Origin of the sequence: Nocardioides sp. NPDC057767, assembly GCF_042798275.1 — a bacterium.
Lineage (GTDB): Bacteria > Actinomycetota > Actinomycetes > Propionibacteriales > Nocardioidaceae > Nocardioides.
In genome coordinates this window covers 1-23,912 of record NZ_JBHVKJ010000075.1, presented here as the reverse complement: position 1 = coordinate 23,912, position 23,912 = coordinate 1, and the positions used below count along the sequence as shown (strand labels likewise).

The 23,912-nt window shown below is 70.4% G+C and carries 23 protein-coding genes and 3 tRNA genes; 14 read left to right on the top strand and 12 right to left on the bottom strand.

Translation table 11 applies throughout. From position 1 onward, the window contains the following. Nucleotides 1–72: 72 nt before the first annotated feature. The 5 genes from ACFVDI_RS26030 (at nt 73) to ACFVDI_RS26010 (ending at nt 6,434) form a co-directional block, all read left to right on the top strand. Nucleotides 73–1,566 carry a protein kinase gene (locus ACFVDI_RS26030; protein ID WP_378911710.1) on the top strand — a complete coding sequence of 498 codons (1,494 nt, stop codon included), beginning with the start codon at nt 73–75 and terminating at the stop codon, nt 1,564–1,566. 177 nt (nt 1,567–1,743) lie between these two features. Continuing rightward, nucleotides 1,744–3,354: a citramalate synthase gene (cimA, locus tag ACFVDI_RS26025; protein ID WP_378911709.1), complete on the top strand. Its 1,611-nt coding sequence runs from the start codon at nt 1,744–1,746 to the stop codon at nt 3,352–3,354. Nucleotides 3,355–3,418: 64 nt separating this feature from the next. Further along, the gene (locus ACFVDI_RS26020; protein ID WP_378911708.1) at nt 3,419–3,958 is read left to right on the top strand and encodes an NADPH-dependent FMN reductase; all 540 of its coding nucleotides are present in this window, start codon (nt 3,419–3,421) and stop codon (nt 3,956–3,958) included. A 103-nt stretch (nt 3,959–4,061) separates the two neighbouring features. Further along, on the top strand, nt 4,062–5,018 hold the full coding sequence (locus tag ACFVDI_RS26015) for a GNAT family N-acetyltransferase (RefSeq protein ID WP_378911707.1): 957 nt from the start codon (nt 4,062–4,064) through the stop codon (nt 5,016–5,018). Nucleotides 5,019–5,027: 9 nt separating this feature from the next. Beyond that, nucleotides 5,028–6,434: an amidase gene (locus ACFVDI_RS26010; RefSeq protein WP_378911706.1), complete on the top strand. Its 1,407-nt coding sequence runs from the start codon at nt 5,028–5,030 to the stop codon at nt 6,432–6,434. Nucleotides 6,435–6,720: 286 nt separating this feature from the next. Here ACFVDI_RS26010 and ACFVDI_RS26005 read toward each other — a convergent pair whose 3' ends face one another. Genes ACFVDI_RS26005 through ACFVDI_RS25995 form a run of 3 tightly spaced genes read right to left on the bottom strand, consistent with a single transcriptional unit; the run spans nt 6,721 to nt 8,628 of the window. Then, complete coding sequence (locus ACFVDI_RS26005; protein WP_378911705.1) at nt 6,721–7,326, bottom strand: energy-coupling factor transporter transmembrane component T family protein; 606 nt, start codon at nt 7,324–7,326, stop codon at nt 6,721–6,723. Beyond that, nucleotides 7,323–8,027 carry an energy-coupling factor ABC transporter ATP-binding protein gene (locus ACFVDI_RS26000; protein ID WP_378911704.1) on the bottom strand — a complete coding sequence of 235 codons (705 nt, stop codon included), beginning with the start codon at nt 8,025–8,027 and terminating at the stop codon, nt 7,323–7,325. Before ACFVDI_RS26000 ends, ACFVDI_RS26005 begins: the two co-directional genes overlap by 4 nt. Next, nucleotides 8,020–8,628 carry a biotin transporter BioY gene (locus ACFVDI_RS25995; protein ID WP_378911702.1) on the bottom strand — a complete coding sequence of 203 codons (609 nt, stop codon included), beginning with the start codon at nt 8,626–8,628 and terminating at the stop codon, nt 8,020–8,022. The genes ACFVDI_RS26000 and ACFVDI_RS25995 overlap by 8 nt, the downstream gene beginning before the upstream one ends. A 112-nt stretch (nt 8,629–8,740) precedes the next feature. On the opposite strand from ACFVDI_RS25995, the gene ACFVDI_RS25990 reads away from it, so the two are divergent. After that, nucleotides 8,741–9,310 carry a TetR/AcrR family transcriptional regulator C-terminal domain-containing protein gene (locus tag ACFVDI_RS25990; RefSeq protein ID WP_378911701.1) on the top strand — a complete coding sequence of 190 codons (570 nt, stop codon included), beginning with the start codon at nt 8,741–8,743 and terminating at the stop codon, nt 9,308–9,310. A gap of 17 nt (nt 9,311–9,327) precedes the next feature. Here ACFVDI_RS25990 and ACFVDI_RS25985 read toward each other — a convergent pair whose 3' ends face one another. The 3 genes from ACFVDI_RS25985 to ACFVDI_RS25975 form a co-directional block, all read right to left on the bottom strand. After that, nucleotides 9,328–9,936, bottom strand: a complete 609-nt coding sequence (locus ACFVDI_RS25985) for a pentapeptide repeat-containing protein (protein WP_378911700.1) — start codon at nt 9,934–9,936, stop codon at nt 9,328–9,330. A gap of 31 nt (nt 9,937–9,967) precedes the next feature. Continuing rightward, nucleotides 9,968–11,056, bottom strand: a complete 1,089-nt coding sequence (locus ACFVDI_RS25980; RefSeq protein ID WP_378911698.1) for an alpha/beta fold hydrolase — start codon at nt 11,054–11,056, stop codon at nt 9,968–9,970. A gap of 67 nt (nt 11,057–11,123) precedes the next feature. Then, entirely contained in the window at nt 11,124–11,990 is an 867-nt protein-coding gene (locus tag ACFVDI_RS25975; RefSeq protein WP_378911697.1) for a 3-methyladenine DNA glycosylase, read from the bottom strand. A 131-nt stretch (nt 11,991–12,121) separates the two neighbouring features. Here ACFVDI_RS25975 and ACFVDI_RS25970 point away from each other — a divergent pair, with 131 nt between their 5' ends. The 6 genes from ACFVDI_RS25970 to ACFVDI_RS25945 all read left to right on the top strand — a co-directional run bounded on the left by ACFVDI_RS25970 (nt 12,122) and on the right by ACFVDI_RS25945 (nt 16,000). After that, nucleotides 12,122–12,934, top strand: a complete 813-nt coding sequence (locus ACFVDI_RS25970; protein WP_378911696.1) for a fumarylacetoacetate hydrolase family protein — start codon at nt 12,122–12,124, stop codon at nt 12,932–12,934. Between the two features lie 50 nt (nt 12,935–12,984). Further along, complete coding sequence (gene gltX / locus ACFVDI_RS25965; protein ID WP_378911711.1) at nt 12,985–14,475, top strand: glutamate--tRNA ligase; 1,491 nt, start codon at nt 12,985–12,987, stop codon at nt 14,473–14,475. Between the two features lie 19 nt (nt 14,476–14,494). Beyond that, nucleotides 14,495–15,433 (top strand): CPBP family intramembrane glutamic endopeptidase, encoded by a 939-nt coding sequence (locus tag ACFVDI_RS25960; RefSeq protein ID WP_378911694.1) that lies wholly within the window; start codon nt 14,495–14,497, stop codon nt 15,431–15,433. 110 nt (nt 15,434–15,543) lie between these two features. Continuing rightward, nucleotides 15,544–15,615: transfer RNA gene (locus tag ACFVDI_RS25955), tRNA-Gln, on the top strand. 63 nt (nt 15,616–15,678) lie between these two features. Then, nucleotides 15,679–15,754, top strand: a tRNA-Glu gene (locus ACFVDI_RS25950). Nucleotides 15,755–15,927: 173 nt separating this feature from the next. Further along, a tRNA-Glu gene (locus tag ACFVDI_RS25945) sits at nt 15,928–16,000 on the top strand. Between the two features lie 21 nt (nt 16,001–16,021). Here the strand turns inward: ACFVDI_RS25945 and ACFVDI_RS25940 are convergent. Beyond that, complete coding sequence (locus ACFVDI_RS25940; protein WP_378911693.1) at nt 16,022–16,534, bottom strand: VOC family protein; 513 nt, start codon at nt 16,532–16,534, stop codon at nt 16,022–16,024. Nucleotides 16,535–16,590: 56 nt separating this feature from the next. Here ACFVDI_RS25940 and ACFVDI_RS25935 point away from each other — a divergent pair, with 56 nt between their 5' ends. Then, a complete protein-coding gene (locus ACFVDI_RS25935; RefSeq protein WP_378911692.1) occupies nt 16,591–17,220 on the top strand; it encodes a TetR/AcrR family transcriptional regulator in 630 nt (209 codons plus the stop codon). On the opposite strand, the gene ACFVDI_RS25930 is transcribed toward ACFVDI_RS25935, so the two are convergent. Beyond that, nucleotides 17,127–17,726 carry an arsinothricin resistance N-acetyltransferase ArsN1 family B gene (locus ACFVDI_RS25930; protein ID WP_378911691.1) on the bottom strand — a complete coding sequence of 200 codons (600 nt, stop codon included), beginning with the start codon at nt 17,724–17,726 and terminating at the stop codon, nt 17,127–17,129. The genes ACFVDI_RS25935 and ACFVDI_RS25930 overlap by 94 nt on opposite strands. Before the next feature lie 18 nt (nt 17,727–17,744). Here ACFVDI_RS25930 and ACFVDI_RS25925 point away from each other — a divergent pair, with 18 nt between their 5' ends. Continuing rightward, nucleotides 17,745–18,317: a helix-turn-helix domain-containing protein gene (locus tag ACFVDI_RS25925; protein WP_378911690.1), complete on the top strand. Its 573-nt coding sequence runs from the start codon at nt 17,745–17,747 to the stop codon at nt 18,315–18,317. Between the two features lie 12 nt (nt 18,318–18,329). Here ACFVDI_RS25925 and hutI read toward each other — a convergent pair whose 3' ends face one another. The 4 genes from hutI to hutU all read right to left on the bottom strand — a co-directional run bounded on the left by hutI (nt 18,330) and on the right by hutU (nt 23,837). Beyond that, nucleotides 18,330–19,475, bottom strand: a complete 1,146-nt coding sequence (hutI, locus tag ACFVDI_RS25920; protein WP_378911688.1) for an imidazolonepropionase — start codon at nt 19,473–19,475, stop codon at nt 18,330–18,332. Then, nucleotides 19,472–20,833, bottom strand: a complete 1,362-nt coding sequence (locus ACFVDI_RS25915; protein ID WP_378911687.1) for a formimidoylglutamate deiminase — start codon at nt 20,831–20,833, stop codon at nt 19,472–19,474. The genes hutI and ACFVDI_RS25915 overlap by 4 nt, the downstream gene beginning before the upstream one ends. Further along, the gene (locus ACFVDI_RS25910) at nt 20,830–22,056 is read right to left on the bottom strand and encodes an allantoate amidohydrolase (RefSeq protein ID WP_378911685.1); all 1,227 of its coding nucleotides are present in this window, start codon (nt 22,054–22,056) and stop codon (nt 20,830–20,832) included. The genes ACFVDI_RS25915 and ACFVDI_RS25910 overlap by 4 nt, the downstream gene beginning before the upstream one ends. A 125-nt stretch (nt 22,057–22,181) precedes the next feature. Then, a complete protein-coding gene (gene hutU / locus ACFVDI_RS25905; RefSeq protein ID WP_378911684.1) occupies nt 22,182–23,837 on the bottom strand; it encodes a urocanate hydratase in 1,656 nt (551 codons plus the stop codon). Nucleotides 23,838–23,912: the final 75 nt, after the last annotated feature.

Below are 23,912 nucleotides of genomic sequence, written 5' to 3'. Positions count from 1 at the left end.
CGTACGCGACGCCTCGGCCGACCGGGGCGACGCCTCGGCCGGATGTCGGCCGCGGCCGATAAGGTTTGTCAGGTGACGACAGCCCCACGCCGCCTGCCGGCGAACCAACGGGAGACCGTTGGTGACTACGACCTGATCTCGTTGCTGGGGCAGGGTGGGATGGGGCGGGTCCACCTGGCCGGCCACCGCACGAGCGGTGAGCGAGTCGCGCTGAAGGTGCTGCGTACGCAGTTCGTGGGCGACGAGGAGGGCCGTCAGCGTCTCGCGCGCGAGGTCTCCTCGCTGCAGCGGGTGCGGAGCCGGTGGGTGGCCGGAGTCGTGGGTGCCGATCCGTGGGGCGAGGTGCCGTGGCTGGCGACCCGCTACGTCCCGGGCCCAACGCTGCACGACAGGATCATCAACGACGGGCCGCTCTCGCGCGAGGACGTCGAGCAGCTGGCCAGCGACCTGGCCGAGGGCATCGCCGACTGCCATGCCGTCGGCGTCCTCCACCGCGACATCAAGCCGGCCAACATCATCATGGAGGGTCGCACCCCGATCCTGATCGACTTCGGGCTGGCCCGCGTCGCCGACGACCCGAAGATCACCGTGACCGGCCTGCTGATCGGCACGCCCGGCTACCTGCCGCCGGAGATCGCGGTCGGTGACCCGGCGACCCCGGCCTCGGACGTGCACTCCTGGGCCTCCGTGGTGGCGTACGCAGCGACCGGCCGCCCGCCCTTCGGCGAGGGCAACCCGATGAAGCTGATGGACCGCGCCCGGCGCGGCGAGCACGACCTGGAGGGGGTGCCGCAGCCGCTGCGCGGGCTGCTCGGCCAGGCGCTCTCACCCGACCCCGCCGACCGCCCGACGCTGGACGAGGTCCGCGAGTGGCTGCGTACGCCGCGCCGGCCGTTCGTGCACAAACCCGTCGAGCAGCTCTCGCTGAGCGACCGGGCCGAGCGGGAGAAGGCAACCACACCGGTCGCTCCCGTCGCCCTGCCGGTGCGGCACGACCCCCGACTCGAGAAGGTGCGCCGAGCCGCCATCTGGCTCGGTCTGCTCGCCTTCGCCGTCGGCGTGGTCGCCGCGTTCCCGAGCGTTGGCTTCCTGACCGTGCTCGGTGGGGCCTGGCTGATCCGCGCCGCCACCCTGGCTGCCGGCGACCTGCGCCGCTGGCGCTGGTATCGAGGCCGCAAGTGGCACGACGCGCCTCGGCTGCTGATCGGTGCGCCCTGGCGGCTGGTCCGCTCGCTCCCGAAGACGTTCGTGGTCGGGGTATGGGGCTTCGGGTTCGTGGTGGCCGCGGTGCTGATCGGCTACGCCCTCCAGCTCTCCCTCGAGGCGGCCCTGGGTCTGGCCGGTCTGGCGTTCGTGACCGCGCTGTGGACCGGCTCCGGCCGTGACCGGCTGCGCGACCCGGTGACCACGGTGGTCCACCGGATCTCGGCGCGATGGGTGCCGTGGATCCTCGGGTTCGCCGTGGTCCTCACCCTGGCGCTCTTCCCGGTCCAGACCCTTGCCGAGGAAGGCTCGCAGTTCTCCGGCGGCGACGAGCCGTGGTGGGTCGAGCTCCTCGGCTGGTGAGACGCTCGTCCCACGGGGAGAGATTTCGTGGCAGTATCAGGGCTATGACGAACCACGTCATCATCATTCGCTAGCGCGTCGAGCCTTGCCCGACGCGCCACCCTCTCGTTCCCGAGAGGGTTTTTTGTTGCCCAGCCCCAGCACCAGCCCCAGGCCGACCCCGAGGACAGAGAAGCCATGGAATTCCACGTCTACGACACCACTCTGCGCGACGGTGCGCAGCAGGAGGGCCTCAACCTCAGCGTCGCCGACAAGCTCGCGATCGCGCGGCACCTCGACGGCCTGGGCGTCGGGTTCATCGAGGGCGGCTGGCCCGGCGCGAACCCGAAGGACACCGAGTTCTTCCGCCGCGCGGTCGATGAGCTCGACCTCAAGCACGCGCGGCTGGCGGCCTTCGGGTCCACCCGAAAGGCCGGGGTCAAGGCGGCCGACGACCCCCAGGTGGCGGCTCTCCGGGACTCCGGCGCGAGCGTCGTGACCCTGGTCGCGAAGTCCCACGACCGCCACGTCGAGCTGGCGCTGCGCACCACGCTCGAGGAGAACCTCGCGATGATCCGCGACACCGTCTCCCACCTGCGCGAGGAGGGCCAGCAGGTCTTCCTCGACGCCGAGCACTTCTTCGACGGCTACCGGGCCAACCGCGACTACGCCCTCGAGGTCCTCAAGACCGCCTACGAGGCAGGTGCCGAGGTGGTCGCGCTGTGCGACACCAACGGCGGGATGCTCCCGACCTGGGTCGCCGACGTCGTCCACGACGTCCGTGAGCACACCCACGGAGCGGTCGGGATCCACTGCCACAACGACACCGGGTGCGCCGTCGCCAACTCGCTGGCCGCCGTGGACGCCGGCGCGATGCACGTCCAGGGCTGCATCAACGGCTACGGGGAGCGTACGGGCAACGCCGACCTGGTCTCCGTCGTCGCCAACCTGCAGCTCAAGCTCGGCCGCGAGGTGCTGCCGACCGGGTTGCTGAGCGAGGCGACTCGGGTGGCCCACGCGGTCGCCGAGGTGACCAACGTGCCGCCCGCTGGCCGGCAGCCCTACGTGGGCGCCTCCGCCTTCACCCACAAGGCCGGGCTGCACGCCTCCGCGATCAAGGTCGACCCCGACCTCTACCAGCACATGGACCCCGCCGGGGTCGGCAACGACATGCGGCTGCTGGTCTCCGACATGGCCGGGCGAGCCTCGATCGAGCTCAAGGGCCGCGAGCTCGGCTACGACCTCTCCGACGACCGCGACCTGGTGACCCGAGTGACCGACCGGGTGAAGGCGCTGGAGGAGCAGGGCTACACCTTCGAGGCGGCCGACGCCTCCTTCGAACTGCTCCTGATCGAGGAGGTCGAGGGTGCGCGTCCGTCCTACTTCGACGTCGAGTCCTGGCGGGTCATCTCCGAGGCCCGCGGCGGCGGGGCGGAGACCGCTTCGACCACCGAGGCGATCGTGAAGATCCATGCCGACGGCGTACGCCACGTCGAGACGGGGGAGGGAAACGGCCCCGTCAACGCGCTCGACCAGGCGCTGCGGGCCGCGATCACGCGTGCCTTCCCGGTGGTCGCCGACTTCGACCTGATCGACTTCAAGGTGCGGATCTTCGACCAGGGGCACGGCACCGACGCGAAGACGCGGGTGCTGATCGAGACCTCCGACGGCGTGACGTCGTGGACGACGGTCGGGGTCGGGTCCAACGTGATCGAGGCGTCCTGGGAGGCGCTGGTCGACGGCCTGACCTTCGGCCTGCGCCGGCATGTGGGCGAGACCACACCCGTGGAGGCTGCTGTCACGGAATGAATCTCCGCGGGGACGGCGTTGGACAGTTCAACATTGAACTTTCCGCGTCCTACGAGGAGAACCCGTGACCGACACCCGCATCGCCGTACTCGTTGGCAGCCTCCGCGCCGACTCCATCAACCGCAAGCTCGCCGAGAAGCTCGTCGCCGAGGCGCCTGACGGTGTCGTGCTGGAGATCGTCGACGGCCTCGCGGAGCTGCCGTTCTTCAACGAGGACCTCGAGGCCGACCCGGGCGAGGCCGTGACCCAGTTCCGCAAGGTGATCGACGCCGCCGACCGCGTGCTCATCGTGACCCCTGAGTACAACGGCACCATGCCCGCCGTGATCAACAACGCGATCGACTGGCTCTCGCGTCCGTACGCCGCCGGCGTGCTCAAGGGCAAGGTCCTCTCCGTCGTCGGCGTCGCCCCGACGCCCTACGGTGCCAAGTGGTCCCACGCCGACGCTGCGCGCTCGGCCGGCATCGGCGGCGCCATCGTCGTCGAGGACGCCATCGTCTCCCAGCCGGTCCACGAGATCGACGTCTTCACCGACGCCGACGCCCAGGCCCGCTTCCGCGAGGCCGTCGAGAAGCTCGCGGGCTTCGCGCCCGCAGCCGCCTGAGCACCCGTCCAGGCGGCACACGAGGTCAGGTCTCTCCGGGGGGAGACCTGGCCTTCGTCATTTATCGCGTGCGCGATGGGCCGTTCGGCCGTACGTTGCGGGCATGAGTGGACCCGTGAAGCAGCTCCGCCTGGTGGTCGAGGCGAAGGACTATGACGAGGCGGTGGCCTTCTACCGCGACACCCTCGGCCTTCCCGAGCAGGCCGCGATCGAAGGCCCGGGCGGTGCCCATGTGACGATCCTCGATGCGGGCCGGGCGACGCTCGAGCTTGCCAACTCTGCCCAGCACGCCTACATCGACGAGGTCGAGGTCGGACGCCCGGTGGCCGGGCACTTACGGGTGGCGTTCGAGGTCGAGGACTCCGTCGGTGTCGAGTCCCGGCTCGTGGAGGGCGGGGCCGCGCTGGTGGCGCCGCCCACCCGCACGCCGTGGGAGTCGCTCAACGCGCGCCTTGACGGGCCCGCAGACCTGCACCTGAGCGTCTTCCAGGAGCTGGGCGAGCCGGTGCTGGCGCCTGACTACCCGATCGCCACCGGGCGGCTCCTGCTGCGTCCGATCGCCGTTGAGCGCGACCTCGAGGACCTGCACGCCTATCTGTCGCGGGAGGACGTGTGCCGCTACATCCCGCCGGTGCCGAAGGACCGCGATGCGCTGCGCGAGTCCTATGCGGCGTGGAAGCGGCCCTCGGTGCTGCGCCGGGAGGGTGAGGTGCTCTGCCTCGGCGTCGAACACCGAGACAGCGGGCGGCTGATCGGCGATGTCGTGCTCTTCTGGCACAGCAAGGAGCAGCGGTCGGGGGAGATCGGCTACGCCTTCAACCCCGAGTTCCACGGGCAGGGCTTCGCCACCGAGACCGCCCGGGCGCTGCTCGGGCTGGCCTTCGACGGGCTCGGCCTGCATCGGGTGATCGCCCGGGTCGACGAGCGCAACGAGGCCTCGGCGCGGGTGATCGAGCGGCTCGGGATGCGCAAGGAGGCGGTCGAGCGGGAGGCCGAGTGGTTCAAGGGGGAGTGGACGACACTGGTGCACTACGCGATGCTCGAGGACGAGTGGCGTTAGCCTGCAGGGGTGGCCGAGCTTCATGATCTGACCGCCCTGGAACAGGGAGAGCTGCTGCATCGATGCGAGGTCTCCCCGGGAGAGCTCGCCGAGCACTATCTCGACAGGATCGCCCGGCTCGACGATGTCGGAGCCTTCGTCACCGTGGCGGAGGAACGCATCTCGACCTGTGCCCGGGAACTGGCGGTCAAGCCGGTTGGTGCCTCACCGCTGTGGGGCGTACCCACGGCGATCAAGGACCTCAACCTCACCCGCGGCGTACGCACGACCTTCGGCTCGGCGGCCTTCGCCGACTTCGTCCCCGACGTCTCCGACAACGTGACGCTCTCGATCGAGGCGGCCGGGATGATCTCGCTCGGGAAGACCAACACCCCCGAGTTCGGCTCGCCCTGCTACACCGAGCCCGACGTGGCGCCGCCCGCCGTCACCCCCTGGGACCGTACGCGGATCGCCGGTGGCTCCTCCGGAGGTGCTGCCGCGGCGGTGGCCGCCGGGCTCGTGCCGGTCGCGCAGGGCTCTGACGGCGGCGGCTCGATCCGGATCCCGGCCTCGTGCTGCGGCCTCGTCGGCCTGAAGCCGACCCGCGGACGGATCTCGCCGTCGCCGATGTACGGCGATGCGGCCGGCCTCGCCACCGCCGGCCCGATCGCCCGGACGGTGCGGGACGCGGCGGCCTTCCTCGACGTGCTCGCGGGGCGGCGTACGGGTGATCCGTTCTGGGCGCCTGAGGAGTCGGCGCCGTTCCTGGAGGCGTGCGATCGGCCGCCGGGGAGGTTGCGGATCGCACGGTTCATCGAGCCGCTGATCGCGCCGACCACGGTCGACCCCGAGTGTGTCGCGGCCTGGGAGAACGCCTCTGCGTTGCTCGAGTCGCTGGGTCACGAGATCGTCGACGTCCCGCGGCCCTTGCCGGTCGAGGCGGTCGCGGTCTTCGAGACCGTCTGGGCCGTCGGGACCGCCATGTCGGTGGTGAATCTGACCCCTGACCAGCGGTCTCAGATCCGGCCCTTGACCCGATGGCTCACCGAGCGAGGCGAGGCGGTCAGCGGGCCGGAGTTCGGGCTGGCGATCGCCGAGCTGCGCCGCTTCGCCGCCGGCGCGCTCGAAGCACTGGCCCCCTACGACGCCGTGCTCACCCCGACCCTGGCCACCCCGCCGCCGCTGGTGGGGGCGATCCGTGACGACGCCGATCCCGCAGGTGACTTCCAGGCACAGAAGGAGTTCACGCCCTGGACCTCCGCCTGGAACGTCACCGGCATGCCCGCCATCTCCCTGCCCCTCCACTGGACCCCGTCCGGTCTCCCGGTCGGCGTCATGCTCGCCGCCCGCCCCGCCGAGGAGTCCCTCCTGCTCTCCCTCTCGGCCCAGATCGAAGAGGCCGCCCTCTGGGACCACCGCCTCCCTCCCGGCTGGTGACCCCCTCGCCGAGGCGTCACCCCCGTCGGCCGAGGCGTCACGTACGTCGGCCGACATGTCATTGAGGTGCCACTTCGGCCGACCGGAGTGACGCTTCGCCCGCGTTCGAGAGGTCGGCTGCGTCGGTCGAGGCGTCACTAACGTTGGCCGAGGCGTCGCTTGGGTCGGTCGACACGTCACCCGGGTGCCACTTCGACCGACCGGGCTGACGCCTCGACCGACCGGGCTGACGCCTCGACCGACCGGGCTGACGCCTCGACCGACCGGGCTGACGCCTCGGCAGGAGTCAGTCGCCGAGGCCGCGGGCCTTGAGGGAGTCGCCGGTCTCGTGGGCACGGGCGACGACGCGGATGACGAAGGGGGTGAGGTACGCCCTGGGGGAGCGGCCGAGGCCGCGGGCTCGGGCGGCGTCGCGGGTCTCCTGGGCGAGGGTGAGGGTGCCGGGGAGGGCCTGGATCGCCATCGCGATCGTGAGCGCGACTCGCTCCGGGTCGATGCCGACTCGGCGCAGCGGGCGGATCCAGCGGACCACGGCGTCGAGGGTCTCGGTGGTCGGTGTGGTCACGGTCAGGGTGAGTGCGACCAGGGCGAGGGAGATCAGGTCGAGCAATGACTCCACGGCCCGGGGCAGGGTGAACAGCCACCACTGCAGGAGTGCGACGAGCACCGCGATGACGAGTACGGCACGGAGAGCCCGCGCGGTGGCGGCCAGGTCGAGCCGGCCGATGAGGGCGAGCACGACAGCGACGACGAGGAAGCCGACGGCGAGGACGGGTCCGCGCAGCGCCACGATCGACACACTGATGACGGCCAGGCCGAGCAGCTTGGCGCCCACCGGAAGCCGGTGGAGCACGGTGTCGCCGGGCCGGTAGAGCCCGACTGTCATGCTCATCCCTCGCTCACCGCCCTCACGTAGTGCTTGACGGCGGCGTCGGCGTCGCCGTCGTAGCAGACCCGGCCGTCCTCGACGACGAGGACGCGGTCGCAGCGGCGTACGAGGTCGAGGTCGTGGGTGATGAGAACCAGCTGCTGAGGCAGCGAGAAGAGCAGGTCGCCGACCATCCGGGTGTTGCGCAGGTCGAGCAGCGTGGTCGGCTCGTCGGTGACCAGCACGTCCGGTGAGGTGGCGAGCACACCGGCGAGGGCGAGCAGCTGACGCTGGCCGCCGGAGAGCGCATGGACGCTGACCTCGGCGCGCTCGGCCAGCCCGAAGCGGGCCAGCGTCTCGAGGGCGACCTGCTTGCGGCGTACTCGATCCTTCACGGTCCGGCGCAGCGACAGCTCGACGTCCTCGACACAGGTCGGCATCACCAGCTGGGCGGCGGGATCGGTGAAGGTGAACCCGACCCGGCGGCGCACCGCAGCGCCCTGTCGGGCCACGTCGAGGCCGTCCACGGTGACCCGACCAGCGCTCGGCGGCACCAACCCGTTGATGAGCCGGGCGAGGGTCGACTTGCCCGAGCCGTTGCTGCCGACGATCCCGATGCGCTGCTCGGTCAGCGACAGCGTGGTCGGCTGCAGGATGGTGCGTGAGCCGCCGAGGTCCGGGGACTCGACCCGGACCTCGGCGGCCTCGAAGCGGATCTCAGGCACGTCGGGCGAGCAGCTTCGGGAAGGCGCGGTGGACCTGCGAGGCGACGCCCGCGGCGACGGCGGCCTTGATGAGGTCGCCGATCCAGTAGGGAGCGTCGAAGACCGCGGCTTCGGGCAGGCCGACCCGGAGCACGATGGCCATCCCGATGATGCCGCCGACATGGTTGATCACGACGCCCACGACACAGGCGGCGAAGACGAGGAAGGGGTTGGTGCGGCGGGCGCGCAGCACGTACTTCACGAGCAGGCCGACGGCGAGCACCATGACCGGGAACGACCACAGGTAGCCACCGGTCACCCCGACGAAGACGCCGGGACCCGAGGCGTGACCGGCGAAGACGGGCAGGCCGGCGACACCGAGGAGCAGGTAGAGCACGACCGCGGCGGTCCCGCGCAGCGGGCCCAGCAGCGCGCCGGTCAGCAGCAGCGCGAAACCCTGCAGCGTCAGCGGCACGCCGGCGCCGCCCAGCGGGATGGCGGCGAGGTAGGAGCAGACCGCGATCACGGCCGCGAACGCGGCGATCAGCGCGAGGTCGGTGGTGTCCAGACGCGACGCCTTGGCTGCGGGGGTCTTCTCCGTGCTTGTGGGGGACTCGGTCATACTCGCTCCTGCGTACTCAGACCTGAACCTTGGTCAGGTGAACGGTGTTCAGGTTAAGGTCGACGTACGTCTTCGTCCACTTCGTCCCACCACCCGGCCCCTGGGGAGCAACATGCGATACCGCCGTGAGGACGTCGTCGCCCGCGCGCTGGAGGTCCTCGACGACTACGGTCTCGCCGACCTGACCATGCGCCGGCTCGGCACCGAGCTCGGTGTACGTCCCAGTGCGCTCTACCACCACTTCGCCAACAAGCAGTCCCTGCTGGCAGCGGTGGCCGACGAGATCCTGCTCAGGGGGCGCCACGAGCAGACGGGACCCTGGGACGTACGTCTCACTGGCGTCTGCACCGACCTGCGTGACTCTTTGCTGGCCTACCGCGACGGCGCCGAGGTCGTCGCCACCGTGTGGGCCTTCGGGCTCGGCGCGACCCAGCCCTACGACGACCTCGTCGCTGCGCTGGCCGACGGTGGCCTCGGTGACCTCGCCCCGACCGCCGCCCGTACGCTGCTCCACTTCGTCTACGGTCACGCCGTCGACGAGCAGACCCACCTCCAGGCGGCCGCGGCGGGCGCCATCGAGGACGACGTACGCGACACCGACGACTTCGTCACCGGCCTCGGGCTCATCGCCGCCGGAATCTCGATGGCCAAGGCCGTCCGCGAGGCCTCGGCCGACCGCTGAGGTCCCGGCGCTCGCGGTCACGCCGAGTCGATCTCCGCGCCGTGCAGCTCGGCGAGCATCACGGCGCCGGTGAGGTCGAACTTCGTGCCGCGCAGCGATGCTGCAGTGAGGTCGACGCGGTCGAGGTCTGCGCCGCGGAGATCGGCACCGTGCAGGACCGTCTCCTGGACCGTGGCCCCGCCGAGCTGCGCGTCTCGCAGCACGGCGTCGGTGAGGTCGGCCAGCGACAGGTCGGCGTCGCGCAGGTCGAGCCCGGACAGATCGAGCCGGGCGAGGTTCGCCCCGCGCAGCGACACCCCTCGCCACACGCCGCCGGTCACCTTCAGCGGCCGCATCGTGCAGCCCGAGAACTCGGTGCCGCTGAGCTTGCAGCCGTCGAAGGTCGCGTCGAAGAAGTTCGTCCGCCGGAACTCACAGCCGACGAACGCCGAGCCGACGTGCGTCGAGGCGTTGAACCGGCCGCCGTGGAAGACGCAGCGCTCGAAGAGCGCGGCCGATGTCGTCGCCTCGGTCAGGTCGACGTCGGTGAAGACGCAGTCGACGAACCGCGCGCCGGTGAGATCGGCTGCGTACCAGTCCTCGTTGCGAAAATGCTCGTCGGTCGCCTCGACGGGTGGGTTCGGCATGGCTCACACCCTGCCATCGACCACCGACAGCTCAGTCGTGCCGGCTGAACCATTCGTCGAGCAGCGGCCAGGTGGTCTCTCGGGCGGCGCGGCCGGTGAGCAGACCGAGATGGCCTCCGGAGACGATCTCGAATCGGAGCTCCTCGGCGCCGGTGAGCAGGTCGACCAGCGGCCGTACGGAGGCGACCGGGCCGATGCCGTCGTTTGCGCCCGCGACGACGATGGTGGGCTGCTTGACGTCGCGCAGATAGACGGAGTGATCCTCACTGAGATCGATCTGCCCGCTGAACAGCGCGTTGGTGCGGAAGAAGTGGTGGTAGAGCTGGCCGAACGTACGCCCCGGGTAGGCGATGATGTTGTCGGTGAACCGGTCGACCGCCTCGAGCTGGGCGAGGAACTCGCGGTCGGCCAGGTTGGACAGCTTGGCCACCGGCTTGGTGAACATCTTGTCGACCGAGGAGAGCTGGAAAGCCCACCTGACCAGCGGCTTCGGGGCACCCCCGAAGGCCTGGTAGGCGGTGGTGACCAGGTTGCCCGGAGGCAGGTTGAGCAGCGGCCGCAGCGGCGCGATCAACGGCACCTGACGTACGTCGCAGGGCGAGCCGAGCACTGCGAGCGAGGCGATCGGGAGGTCGGGGGAGTCGGCGGCGGCGAGCATCGTGAAGATCCCGCCCAGGGACCAGCCGACCACGTGCACCGGCCGTCCGCCGGCGTGCTCGGAGACCGAACGGATCGCCTCGGGCACGACGTGGGAGATCCAGTGCTCGATGCCCAGGCTGCGGTCGGCGAAGTTCACCTCGCCGTACTCGACCAGATAGGTCGGCCGGTTCGTCCCCACCAGGTGCTCGACGACCGAGCAGCCGCGCCGCAGGTCGTAGCAGATCGCGGGCGCGGCCAGCGGCGTCACCAGCAGCACCGGGTCGCCCTCGGGAGTCTCACCGGCCACCGGGCGGTAGTGGTAGAGCTCGCGTCGGGTGCCGTCGTCGATCAGCGTGCGCGGCATCGGCCGAAGGTCGGCGAGCCCGCCGTAGAGGAGCGAGTGCGCGACGTTCCCCGCGGCGGCGCCGACCGTGGTGGTGATCGAGGCGGCTGCTTTTCGGGGGCGGGGAAGGATGGCCATTGTGGGATTAACGTATCCCGCGGATCGAGGTCACGCCGGGAGCAGCGCCCTCGATGTGTGACGTCCGTTACCCCGGTGGGTCTCCGTCTCGGTCGCTGGCGAGCAGCCGCTCGCACTCGGCGATCAGGCCCTCTCTGAGCGGTGCGGCGCGCTCGGCGAAGGCACGCTGAGCCGCGGCGTACTCCTGCTTTCCGGCGGCCGTCTCGATGCGGATCGGGTCGAGTCCGAGCTCGGCGAGGTCGTACGGCGCGGCCCGCATGTCCATCGTGCGGATCTGCCAGGCGAGCTCGAAGCAGTCGGCGACCAGGTCGGAGGAGATCAGCGGCGAGAGCCGGAAGGCGTGCTTGTAGAGGTCCATGTTGCCGTGCAGGCATCCGGGCTGCTCGAAGGCCGCCCGGTCGTCGGAGCGCGGGGAGAGGGTGTTGAGCGGCGCCGCCGGGGGAGTGAAGAAGCGGTACGCGTCGAAGTGGCTGCACGCGATGCGGTGGGACTCGACCACGCGGTCGGTGCCGGCGGCCCCCAACCGCAAGGGCCAGTCGGCGTGGCGTACCTGCTCCGGGGTCAACCGGTAGACCATCGCCCACTCGTGGAGGCCGAAGCAGCCGAAGTTGCCGTCGCGCGAAGCGGTCGCCCGAAGCAGCTTCAGCAGCGTCTCGACGAGCAGCCGCTTGTCGGCGAGGAACTCAAGAGAGACCGTGCCGTTCGAATAGCCGCGCAGATCCGCATATTCGGCCGCGTCGGACAGCGTCACCCCGAACCCCGGGTGCCAGCGCAGCAGCTGAGCGGGACGGTAGGAGTAGTAGGTGAAGAGGAAGTCGTTGACCGGGTGCTTGACCCGGGCGCCGCGCCGGGCGAGATGCGGCTCGACGTAGGGGGCCAGGCGCGAGCGGTGGGAGCGTGCCCGCTGGGTCCACTCGTCACGAGACAACAGCACATGTCCAGCGTAAGGGTGGTCTCGACAAGCTCGACCACCGGCGGAGTGCAGCACCGTCACGACGCCGTGGTCGACGGTGGCGGATCGATAGTGAAGTGAATCGTGGCGACGGGTCCGGATAGGCTCAGCCTGTGCGCATCGCCAGATTCACGACCAAGGGTGGCGAGCCCCAGTTCGGCGTCGTCATGGGGGACCTCGACGGCTACGGCCAGCTCAGCGAGGACGCGACCGTGGTCGTGCTCCAGGGCGACCCGCTGTTCTCGGGTGTCAACCTCACCGACCAGGTCCACAAGTTCGACGACGTCAAGCTGCTCGCGCCGGTGATTCCGCGCAGCAAGGTGGTCGCGGTCGCCCGCAACTACGCCAAGCACGCCGCCGAGCTGGGCAACGAGGTGCCGGAGGAGCCGCTCTTCTTCATCAAGCCCAACACCGCGGTCTGCGGCCCCGACGACGCGATCCAGCGCCCCGCGGGGGTCGAGGACCTGCACTTTGAGGGTGAGCTCGCGATCGTGATCGGCCGGATCTGCCGCGATGTCCCGGTGGAGAAGGTGAAGGACGTCATCTACGGGATGACGGTCGCCAACGACGTGACCGCACGCGACGTCCAGCGCCGGCTCAAGCACTTCTCCCAGGCGAAGGGCTACGACACCTTCTGCCCGCTGGGTCCCTGGATCGAGACCGAGGTCGAGCCGGAGCAGCTGGCGGCCGGCGTACGCATCCAGACATTCCTCAACGGTGACGTCGTGCAGGACGGGTCCACGAAGGACCTCGTCCACGACATCCCGAAGCTGATCGCCCACATCAGCAGCGTGATGACGCTGCTGCCGGGCGACGTGATCCTCACCGGCACCCCCGAGGGTGTCGGCCCCATGGAGCCCGGCGACGAGATCGAGATCTTCGTCGAGGGGCTCGGAGCTCTGACGAACAAGGTGGCACAGCGTTGACTGGCAATGAAGTGATCGGCACACTCGACCCCAAGGACTACCGGGTCCGGATGGCGCCCTCGCCGACGGGGTCGCCCCACGTCGGTCTGGTCCGGACGGCCCTGTTCAACTGGGCCTTCGCCCGCCACCACGGCGGCACGTTCGTCTTCCGCATCGAGGACACCGACAAGGCACGCAACACCCAGGAGTCCTACGACGGGCTCCTCGACCTGATGCGCTGGCTCGGCCTCGACTGGGACGAGGGCGTCGAGGTCGGCGGCCCCTACGGCCCCTACCGCCAGTCGGAGCGCTCGGAGATCTACGCAGACGCGCTCGGCCGGCTGCGCGCCTCCTCCCATGTCTACGAGTGCTACTGCACCGGTGAGGAGACCACCGCCCGATACGAGGAGCGGCTCGCTGCCTACAAGGCCGCCAAGGCTGCCGGTGAGACGGGCGAGGCACCCGCCCAGGGCTACGACAACCACTGCCGCGACCTGAGCGAGGACCAGATCAAGGCGTACGAGGCGGAGGGCCGCTCCTCGGTCCCGCGGTTCCGCATGCCCGACGGCTCGATCACCTTCGACGACCTCGTCCGCGGCGAGGTGACCTTCGAGACCAAGCACGTCCCCGACTACGCGCTCGCGCGCGCCAACGGCGACCCGCTCTACACGCTCACCGCGCCGGTCGACGACGCCACCATGAACATCACCCACGTCTTCCGCGGCGAGGACCTGCTCTCCTCGACCCCGCGGCAGATCGCGCTCTTCGACGCCTTCGTCGAGATCGGCCTGGCCGAGCGCGCACCTGCCTACGGTCACCTGCCCTACGTCATGGGCCAGGGCAACAAGAAGCTCTCCAAGCGCGACCCCGAGGCGCACGCGCTGAAGTACCGCGAGGAGGGGTTCCTGCCCGAGGGACTGCTCAACTACGTGGCGCTGCTCGGCTGGGCGATCGCGGCCGACCGCGACATCTTCACCATGGAGGAGATGGTCGAGGCCTTCGAGATCCACGACGTGGTCAAGAACCCGGCCCGCTTCGACATCAAGAAGGCCGAGGCGATCAATGCCTCCCACATGCGGCTGCTGCCGGTCGAGGAGATCACCCACCGGGTGATTCCCTACCTCAAGGCCGACGGCGTCATCGGTGACCCCGTGCACGACGCCGATGCGCAGATGCTCGAGGCCGCGATGCCGCTGGTCGCCGAGCGGATCAACAAGCTCGGCGAGGCCTCCGACATGCTGCGGTTCCTCTTCGTCCCCGAGGCCGACTTCGCCCTCGACGAGGAGGACGCCGCCAAGCTCCTCGACGAGGAGGGCCTGGGCGTCGTCCGGGCCTCCCACGACGCCCTTGCCGGTCTCTCCACCTGGTCGACGGCCGCCATCCAGGACGCGCTGACCGCGGCCCTGATCGACGGTCTCGGGCTCAAGCCGCGCAAGGCGTACGGCCCGGTGCGGGTCGCGGTGACCGGCAAGCGGATCAGCCCGCCGCTGTTCGAATCCATGGAGCTGCTCGGCCGGGAGCGTACGCTGGGGCGCCTGAAGGCGGTTCTCGGGAGGAGCTGAACGTGGCAGGACGGGCAGGATGAGCACGGTCATGGAGCCGCCCTCGGGACTGGCGTACTACCAGGTGCAGCGCAGTGGGCGCAGCGGCTGGGGGCGACCGCTGGTCGGACTCATCCTGATCGGCCTGTGCGTCTTCTTCGTCTCGCCGGCGGTGGTGCTGGTCAGCTTCGAGCTCTTCTTCGTGCTCACCGGCGACGACGTCGTCACCGGGATGGCCCGGGTCGCCGACGTGGAGAACGTCACTCCGGAGTCGCTGGCCTTCCTGCTGCTCTCGCTCGCCGGGGCGATCCCGGCGGCGATGCTGCTGTGCTGGGCCCTGCACGGGCTGCGGCCGGGGTGGCTCGCCTCGGTCGAGCGCCGGATCCGCTGGCCGTGGCTGCTCCAGTGTCTCGGGATCGCGGCGATCACGATGGTGGTCACCGTCATCATCGCCTCCCGGCTGCCGATCCCGGGGGACGATCTCGGGCCGAGCACGCTCAACCCCTACACGAGCACGATGCGCGACTTCGTGCTCGTGATCGTGCTGCTCACCCCGCTACAGGCTGCGGGGGAGGAGTACCTCTTCCGCGGCTACATCTTCCAGACCTTCGGCTCGCTCTTCGGCGGGATGGCCTGGGCGCGGACCGTCTCGGTGACGATCACCGCGCTGCTGTTCGCCTCCGCCCACGGGTCGCAGGACATCCCGCTCTTCTTGGATCGGTTCGCCTTCGGGATCGTCGCCGGCATCTGCGTGATCGCCACCGGTGGCATCGAGGCGGGCATCGCGATGCACGTCCTCAACAATTTCGTCAGCCTCGGCATGGCGGTCGCCTTCGGAGACATCTCGACGGTGCTCAACACCAGCGAGGGGTCGTGGTGGCGGATCCCGGTCACCCTGGTCCAGTCGGGCGTCTTCCTGGCACTGACCGTGTGGGCGGCGCGATCGGCAGGGCTCTCGACCACGACGAAGAGCGTCTAGGGCGTGCCGATTTCGTCGCTGGGGGACCTCGCCGGTAATGTTTCCTCTCGGTTCGAGGGAGAAATCCTGAGGGCCAGATCGTTCTTGCGAGGCTTAGTCGTGCAAGACGATGGGCTATGGTGTAATTGGCAACACGACTGGTTCTGGTCCAGTTATTCTAGGTTCGAGTCCTAGTAGCCCAGCGGATCCTCTCCGGAGGATTTGGGAGTCACCGAAGCGGTTCGCTAAGGTTTCACCCGCTGCAAGCCCCCGTCGTCTAGCGGCCTAGGACGTCGCCCTCTCACGGCGGTAACGCCGGTTCAAATCCGGTCGGGGGTACCACGCAGGAAGAGCCCCGAGTCACTGACTCGGGGCTCTTCGTCATTTCCATCGGTTGTCCGGGGTTCCGACCGCCGGGGCGGCTCGGAGGGGTGGTGCCGATGTGGGGGATCGGCAGGTCATCCGGTAATGTTTCTCCTGCCTGCGGGGCCGAAAGGCCGATGCAGGAGGTGCAAGCCCCCGTCGTCTAGCGGCCTAGGACGTCGCCCTCTCACGGCGGTAACGCCGGTTCAAATCCGGTCGGGGGTACGAGTACCGAAGCGGTCCCTCTCAGCCAGCGCTGGGAGGGACCGCTTTCGCGTGGTGGGCTCGTTCGCGCTCGGCCTCGGTGCCGATCGGGTCGTCGACCACCAGGGGAAGCTCGCTGTCGGCGACCTGGGTGTGATGGTCGTTGGTGTAGAAGCGGACCTCGTGGCCGTCGGGGTCGTGGGTGCCCGGCAGGATCCAGCCGATGGTGGCGAAGTGGACGCCGGCGTTCTCCTCGCCGAGCCCGGCGAGACGCACGGCCAGGTCCTCGAGATCTGCCTTGTTGCGTACGCCGATCGAGAAGTAGTCGAAGCCGCTGGCTCGGGCGGCGAGATCCGGGTCGAGGACGAATCCGATCCATGGCCCGCCGTTCGGATGGCTCATGGTGATGCCGGTCGTGCGACCGCCTTTGGTGAACTCGATCAGCGTGACGTAACCGAGCCGGGACGCGTACCACGAGCGCGAGCGCTCGAGGTCGCTGACCGGCAGCTTCACATGATGCACCCCGTCGAGGGCGGGAGCGTCGGTGGTGACCATGAAACACCTGCCTTTCGATGCAGTAATACTGCAATCATGCAGTTATGCTGCATCTCGTGACCAGGCCTGTCAAGGGACTTCGTGCTGCGAAGGTGGCCGAGACCCAGGAACGCATCCTCGACGCTGCGCGAACGCTGTTCGTACGCGACGGCTACCACGCGACCGCCCTGACGGCGGTCGCCGACCGGGCCAGGGTCGGACACCGGACCGTCTACGTCCGGTTCGGCACCAAAGCGGCTCTGCTGCGGAGTGTCGTCGATGTGGCCGTTGGGGGAGATGCCGAGCAGCGGACCGTCGGTGAGCGCGAGTGGTTCCAGACGGCCCTCACCGGGCCGGCTCTGCCGGACCGCATCGAGGCGCTCGTCGGGGGGATCGCCGACCTGATGGGGCGGGCCGGTGATCTGTTCGAGGTCGTCCTGCAGGCGCAGGCTTCCGAGCCGGAGCTGGCCGAGGCCTTCCAGGCGGGGCGCGTCGACACCCGCGAGCTCCTGCGGCGGTTCGTCCGCGCCGCCCGAGCCGACGGCCTGCTCTCGGAAGCGGCTGATCCGGTGTGGCAGGAGGAGACGGTGGCCCTGGCCTGTCAGGCGGAGACCTACCTGCTGCTGCGGCGTACGACAGGGTGGGGGTCGGCGGAGTTCCGCGACTGGCTGCGGCGCACGTTGACGGAGGTGCTCGCTTCCGCCTGATCCTCGGGATCCAGGTCCAACTGCATCCAGGCGACGTCGTGCCAGGCGTCGAGCTTCCAGCCGATGCGGCGGTAGACGCCGACGTCGGTGAACCCGAAGGAGCGGTGGAGGCCGATGCTGGCCTCGTTGGGGAGCGCGATCCCGGCCAGGGCCCGGCGGTAGCCGCGCTCGCGGAGGAGCGGGAGGAGGGCGGCGTACAGGGCCTTGCCGGCACCGCTTCGTCGACGGCCGGCCTCGAGGTAGATCGACACGTCGCAGGCCCACTGGTAGGCGGCCCGGGTGCGGTGGCTGGTGGCGTACGCGTAGCCCACCACCCTGTCGTCGGTCTCCAGGACGAGCCAGGCGTGCTCGGCCTGGGCTGCCTTGATGCGGTCGGCCATCTCCTCGGGCGTCGGTGGCTCGGTCTCGAAGGAGATGACGGTGTCGCGGACGTACGGCTCGTAGATCGCGGCACAGGCGGCGGCATCGTCGGGCGTGGCGTCGCGGATGGTCCAGGCGGGAGGCATGTCTCCTATAGTAGTCGTATGGCTGACGATAGTGACATGTTCGGCGATGCCCTGGCGGCCAACATCAGGTCGGCGCGGGAGTCGGCCGGGATGACCGTGGCGGCTCTCGCGGAGACCTCCGGCGTCTCGCGGGCCATGATCTCGAAGATCGAACGGGGCGAGGCGCAGCCGACGGCGGTGCTGCTCGCCCGGCTCTCCGGCGCGCTGGAGCTGACCCTGTCGGAGCTGATCGCGCGGGCCGAGGGGGAGGCGGTGAGACTCGCTCGTCGCGCCGAGCAGCCCGAGTGGACGGACCCCGAGACCGGTTACGTACGCCGCGCCGTCTCGCCGCCCGCACGCGGGATCCTGGAGCTGGTCGAGGTGGAGTTCCCGGCCGGTGCGTCGGTGGCGGCACCCGCGTCGGCGTACGCGTTCAAGGAGCAGCAGATCTGGGTGCTCTCCGGGCATCTGCGGTTCGTGGAGGGCGACCTCGTCCACGAGCTCGACGCGGGCGACTGCCTGCAGCTGGGGCCGCCGGCCGACTGCCTCTTCGTCAACCCGGCCGACGAGCCCTGCCGCTACCTGGTCGTGCTCGGCAAGCGGCGCGGGTGAGTCGGACTCGAGTCAGACCGGGGTGCCGTCGGCCCAGACCTTGTGCGTGAGGGGAACGCCGGGGCGGTAGGCCAGATGCTTGGCCGACGGGGCGTCGAGCGCGTACAGGTCGGCGCGGCCGCCCTCCACGATCCGTCCGGTGGAGTCCTCGAGCCCGAGCGCGGTGGCGCCGCCGACCGTGGCCGCCCACAGGGCCTCCTCGAAGGTCAGCCGCTGCTGGAGCACGGCGGTGGCGACGCAGAAGGCCATCGAGGTCGTGAAGGACGACCCAGGGTTGCAGTTGGACGCGATCGCGATCGTGGCGCCGGCGTCGACCAGGTCGCGCGCCGGTGCGAGCGGCTCGCGGGTGGAGAGATCGCAGGCGGGAAGGATGGTGGCGACCGTGCTCGACCCGGCGAGCGCCTCGATGTCCTTCGGGCTGAGGTGGTTGCAGTGGTCGACGCTTCGGGCACCGAGCTCGACGGCGAGCTGGACGCCCCCGGACTCGCCGAGCTGGTTGCCGTGGACCTTGAGGCCAAGCCCGGCGTCGCGACCGGCCAGGAGGATCTCGCGGGACTCCTCGACGTCGAACGCACCGGTCTCGCAGAAGACGTCGATGTGGGTCGCGTAGGGCGCGACCGCGGCCAGCATCGGGCCGGTCACCAGATCGATGTAGGTGCGGCGATCGGCGCCGGCGGGGACCACGTGGGCGCCGAGGTAGGTGACCGACTCGGCGTGCTCGGCACTGATCCTGGCCAGTCGCTGCTCGGTCTCGACGTCGAGGCCGTAGCCGGTCTTGGCCTCGATCGTCGTGGTGCCGCCACGGTAGGCCTCCGTGCGCAACCACCGCGCCCGGGCCCGGAGGTCGTCGTCGGTGGCGGCGCGGGTGGCTTCGACCGTACGCATGATCCCGCCGGCCTGGTAGGGCCGGCCGGCCATCCGGTCGACGAACTCCTCGGCACGGTCGCCCATCGAGACCAGATGGGTGTGGGAGTCGACCCAGCCCGGGAGCACCGCGCGACCCCCGAGGTCTTCCCGGGAGTCGGCTGCCGGGGCCCGGTCGGCGGGGCCGATCCAGACGATGCGGCCGTCCTCGACCACCAGGGCAGCATCGCGGAGGGTGCCGTGCTCGTCGGTGTGGGTGGTCAGCTCGCCGATGTCGGTCAGCAGCAGGCTCATCGGAGCTCCTTCAGTGCTTCGGTCACCAAGGTGGCCGGGTCGCGGCCGTCGGCCAGGCGGCCGTCCGCGGCCACCACCCGTCCGCCGACCACGACCCTGGTCACATCGGTGGCGGTCGCCACGAGGGCGAGCTGGTCGAGGGTGGCTCCGGCGGTGCGTACGGAATCGGGGTCGATCTCCACGAGGTCGGCGCTGGCCCCGACCCGGAGGCCGCCGGCGAGGCCGCAGGCGGCGTAGCCGGCGGTGGTGCGGGCGGACTCGAGGTCGGCGGGGGAGAAGCGTCCGCGCTTCCGGGACCGCAGGCGTTCGCCGGCCTCCAGGCCGCGCACCTCGAGCCAGGGGTCGATGACGGCGTTCTGGTCGGAGCCTAGGGCGATCCGTACTCCGTGGTCGGCCAGATCCCGGGCCGGGCCGATGCCGTCGCCGAGATCGGCCTCGGTGGTCGGGCACATCACCACACCCACGCCGCTCTCTGCAATGAGGGCCATGTCGTCGTCGGTCAGATGGGTGGCGTGGACCAGCCAGGTGCGCGGCGAGAGGGCGCCGGCGTCGGCGAGGACCTGCGTCGGCGTCCGTCCGTACGCGGCCAGCGACTGCTCATTCTCCGCCGGCTGCTCGGAGAGATGCACGTGCAAGGGCACCTCGAGCGGGAGGTTGGCGGCGACCTGAGCGATGTCGTCGGGCGACGCGGCTCGTACCGAATGAATCGCTGCGCCGACAGTGGTCGGGCAAATTCCCGCCATGGCGGGGCTCTGCTGGGTCTCCGGCGTGCTGCCGCACGCCGCGTGGAGGTCGTGCCAGCGATCCAACCACCGTTGTGCCGAGCCGTCGCCGAAGCGGCGCTGTTCGGGGAGGAGCGGCTTGCCTGGGGCGCTGGTCAGGTAGAGGGTGTCGAGGAGGGTCAGCCGGATGCCGACGGCGCGCGCGGCCCGGGTGAGCGCGGCGCCGAACGCGTTGGGGTCCCGGTAAGGCGTCCCGTCGGGTCGGTGATGGATGTAGTGGAACTCGGCGACGGTCGTCCAGCCGGTCACCAGCATCTCGGCGAAGACGGCCTCGGCCAGGCGCTCGTAGGAGGCGGGCGTGAGGCGGTCGGCAGTGGCGTACATCTGCTCGCGCCAGCGCCAGAAGTCGCCTCCCTGGCCGTGCGTCCGGCCACGCAGCGCGCGGTGGAAGGCGTGTGAGTGGGCGTTGCCGGAGCCGGCGAGCACGGTGCCGAGGCGGAGGTCGGCGGTCTGCGCGCCGTCGTCCGGGGCGATCGCGGAGATCCGGCCGTCGGTCACCTCGATCACCACATCGGTGAGCTCTTTGCCCTCGGCCAGCGCCCGCTCGGCGTGGATCCTGGTCGTAGCGGCGCTCATCGGGGCTCGCTCGCCAACAGCCGGACGACCTCGGTCAGGGCTCGCGCTCCCGCCCTGCAGTCGTCGTCGGTGGCGGTCTCGTAGGGGGAGTGGGAGACACCGGTGGGGTTGCGGGTGAAGAGCATCGCGGTCGGGACGTCGGACGCCAGGATGCCGGCGTCGTGGCCGGCGCCGGTCGCGAGCACCGGCACCCCGCCGAGTGCTCCCGCGAGCCGTTGTCGCAGGTCAGGGTCGAAGTGGACGGTGGAGACGTAGGACTCCTCGGTCACCTCCAGGCTGCAGCCGTGATCCTTCGCCGCCGCGTGCGAGGCCGCCAGGATCTCCTCGAGCAGGGCTCGGGTCTGCGGGTCGGTGTCGCCGCGTACGTCGAGCCAGGCATCCACCCGGGACGCGATCACGTTGGTGCCGCCCGGGATCGGGGTGAGCCGCCCGATCGTGGCCCGGGCGGCGTCGGCCCCGTCGGTCCCGTCGTGGGCCGTCGCGATCCGCTGGGCAGCGAGTACCGCGGCCGCCATCGCGGCCACCGGGTCGCGTCGGTCCCGCATCCGGGTCGCACCGGCGTGGTTGCCCTCTCCCGAGAAGACCAGCTTCCAGCGGCCGTGGGCCAGGATGCTCGAGGCCACGGCGACCGGCGAATCCAGATCGGCGAGCCCGATGCCCTGCTCCACGTGGAGCTCGACGAAGGCCGCCAGGCTCGCCAACCGTTCCTCGTCGCGGCCGAGCCCGGCCGGGTCGATCCCGTCCGCCCGGCAGGCCTCGGCGTACGTCACGCCGGCACCGTCGGTGAGGGCTGCCACCGTCGCGCCCGGGATCGCCCCGGTCATCAGCTTCGATCCCAGGCAGGCGATGCCGAACCGGGACCCCTCCTCCTCACCGAACGCCGCGACCGTCACCGGTCGGGTGGGCACGAAGCCCTCCGCCATCAGCGCCGAGACCGCGGCCAGCGAGGAGACGACGCCGAGCGGGCCGTCGTAGGCGCCACCGCCCGGCACCGAGTCGAGGTGCGACCCGATCGCGATCGTCCCCGTGCCGGTGGGGCCCCAGTGGGCCCAGATGTTGCCGTTGCGGTCGGTCTCGACCTCGAGGCCGAGCCCTGCCGACGTACGCCGGAACCACTCCCGCAGCTCCAGCTCTGCCGGTTCGTAGACGTGCCGGGAGTAGCCACCACGCACCGGGTCGCGGCCGATCTCGGCGATCTCACCCAGCAGTTCGACGACGTCCAAACTCACAGTCTTCCTCTACTTCTTTGCCGAGTCGGCCCGTCTTGACGGATTTCCTCGCCGAGTCGGCTCGTCATGACGGGCCGACTCGGCGCGGATTGTGGTCAAGATGAGCCGACTCGACGGGGTCAGGCGTCCAGCATCGGGATGTTGAGACCGCGCTCGCGGGCGACGTCGCGGGCGTGCTCGTAGCCGGCGTCCACGTGACGCATGACGCCGGTGCCGGGGTCGTTGGTCAGGACGCGCTCGATCTTCTCTGCGGCCAGGGGAGTGCCGTCGGCGACACAGACCTGGCCGGCGTGGATGGAGCGGCCGATGCCGACGCCGCCGCCGTGGTGGATGGAGACCCACGAGGCGCCGGAGGCGGTGTTGAGGAGAGCGTTGAGCAGCGGCCAGTCGGCGATCGCGTCGGATCCGTCCTTCATCGCCTCGGTCTCGCGGTAGGGCGAGGCCACCGAGCCGGAGTCGAGGTGGTCGCGGCCGATGACGACCGGCGCGGAGAGCTCCCCGGAGGCGACCATCTCGTTGAACTTCAGCCCGGCGAGGTGACGCTCCTTGTAGCCCAGCCAGCAGATCCGCGCCGGCAGGCCCTCGAAGTGCACCTTCTCGCCGGCCTGGGTGATCCAGCGCTTGAGCCCCTCGTTCTCGGGGAAGAGCTCGACGATCGCCCGGTCGGTCTTGGCGATGTCGTTGGGGTCGCCCGAGAGAGCCGCCCAGCGGAACGGGCCGAGCCCCTCCTCGAAGAGCGGGCGGATGTAGGCGGGTACGAAGCCCGGGAACGCGAACGCGTTGGCGAAGCCGCCGAGACGCGCGCCCTCGCGCAGCGAGTTGCCGTAGTCGAACACCTCGGCGCCACGGCCCATGAAGCCGACCATCGCCTCGACGTGCTTGGCCATCGAGGCCTGCGCCTTCTCGGTGAAGTCGTCGGGGTCCTCCTGGGCCCGCGCGGCCCACTCCTCGACGGTGTATTCCAGCGGGAGGTAGGAGAGCGGGTCGTGCGCCGAGGTCTGGTCGGTGACGATGTCGACCTCGACCCCACGTGCCAGGACCTCCGGGAAGACCGCGGCACAGTTGCCGACGAGGCCGATGGAGCGCGGCGTACGCGACTTCTTCGCCTCCTCGGCCTGGGCCAGCGCGTCCTCCAGGGAGCTGGCGACGGTGTCCATGTAGCCGTGGTCGACCCGGCGCCGGAGACGCGACTCGTCGACGTCGACGACGATCACGACGCCCTCGTTGAGCGTGACCGCGAGCGGCTGGGCGCCGCCCATGCCGCCGGCGCCGCCGGTCAGGGTGAGGGTGCCGGCCAGGGTGCCGCCGAACCTCTTGCGCGCGATCGCGGCGAAGCACTCGTAGGTGCCCTGGAGGATGCCCTGGGTGCCGATGTAGATCCACGAGCCGGCGGTCATCTGGCCGTACATGGTCAGGCCGAGCGACTCCAGCCGCCGGAACTCCGGCCAGGTGGCCCAGTCGCCGACGAGGTTGGAGTTGGCGATCAGGACGCGTGGCGCCCACTCGTGGGTGCGGAAGACGCCGACCGGCTTGCCGGACTGCACCAGCAGGGTCTCGTCGGCCTCGAGCTCGTCGAGGGTGCGGACGATGGCGTCGTAGGCCTCCCACGACCGCGCGGCGCGCCCGGTGCCGCCGTAGACGACCAGGTCGTCGGGGCGCTCGGCCACCTCCGGGTCGAGGTTGTTCATCAGCATGCGCTTGGCGGCCTCGGTCTGCCAGTTCTTGGCGGTGATCTCGGGGCCGCGGGCTGCGCGGACAGTGCGTGGTTCGCTCATGTGGTCCATCTCACCTCATCCGGGGATCGGGCGTCAGCCCGCCCCGGCGAAAAGTTCGTTCAGGGGGCTGGTATC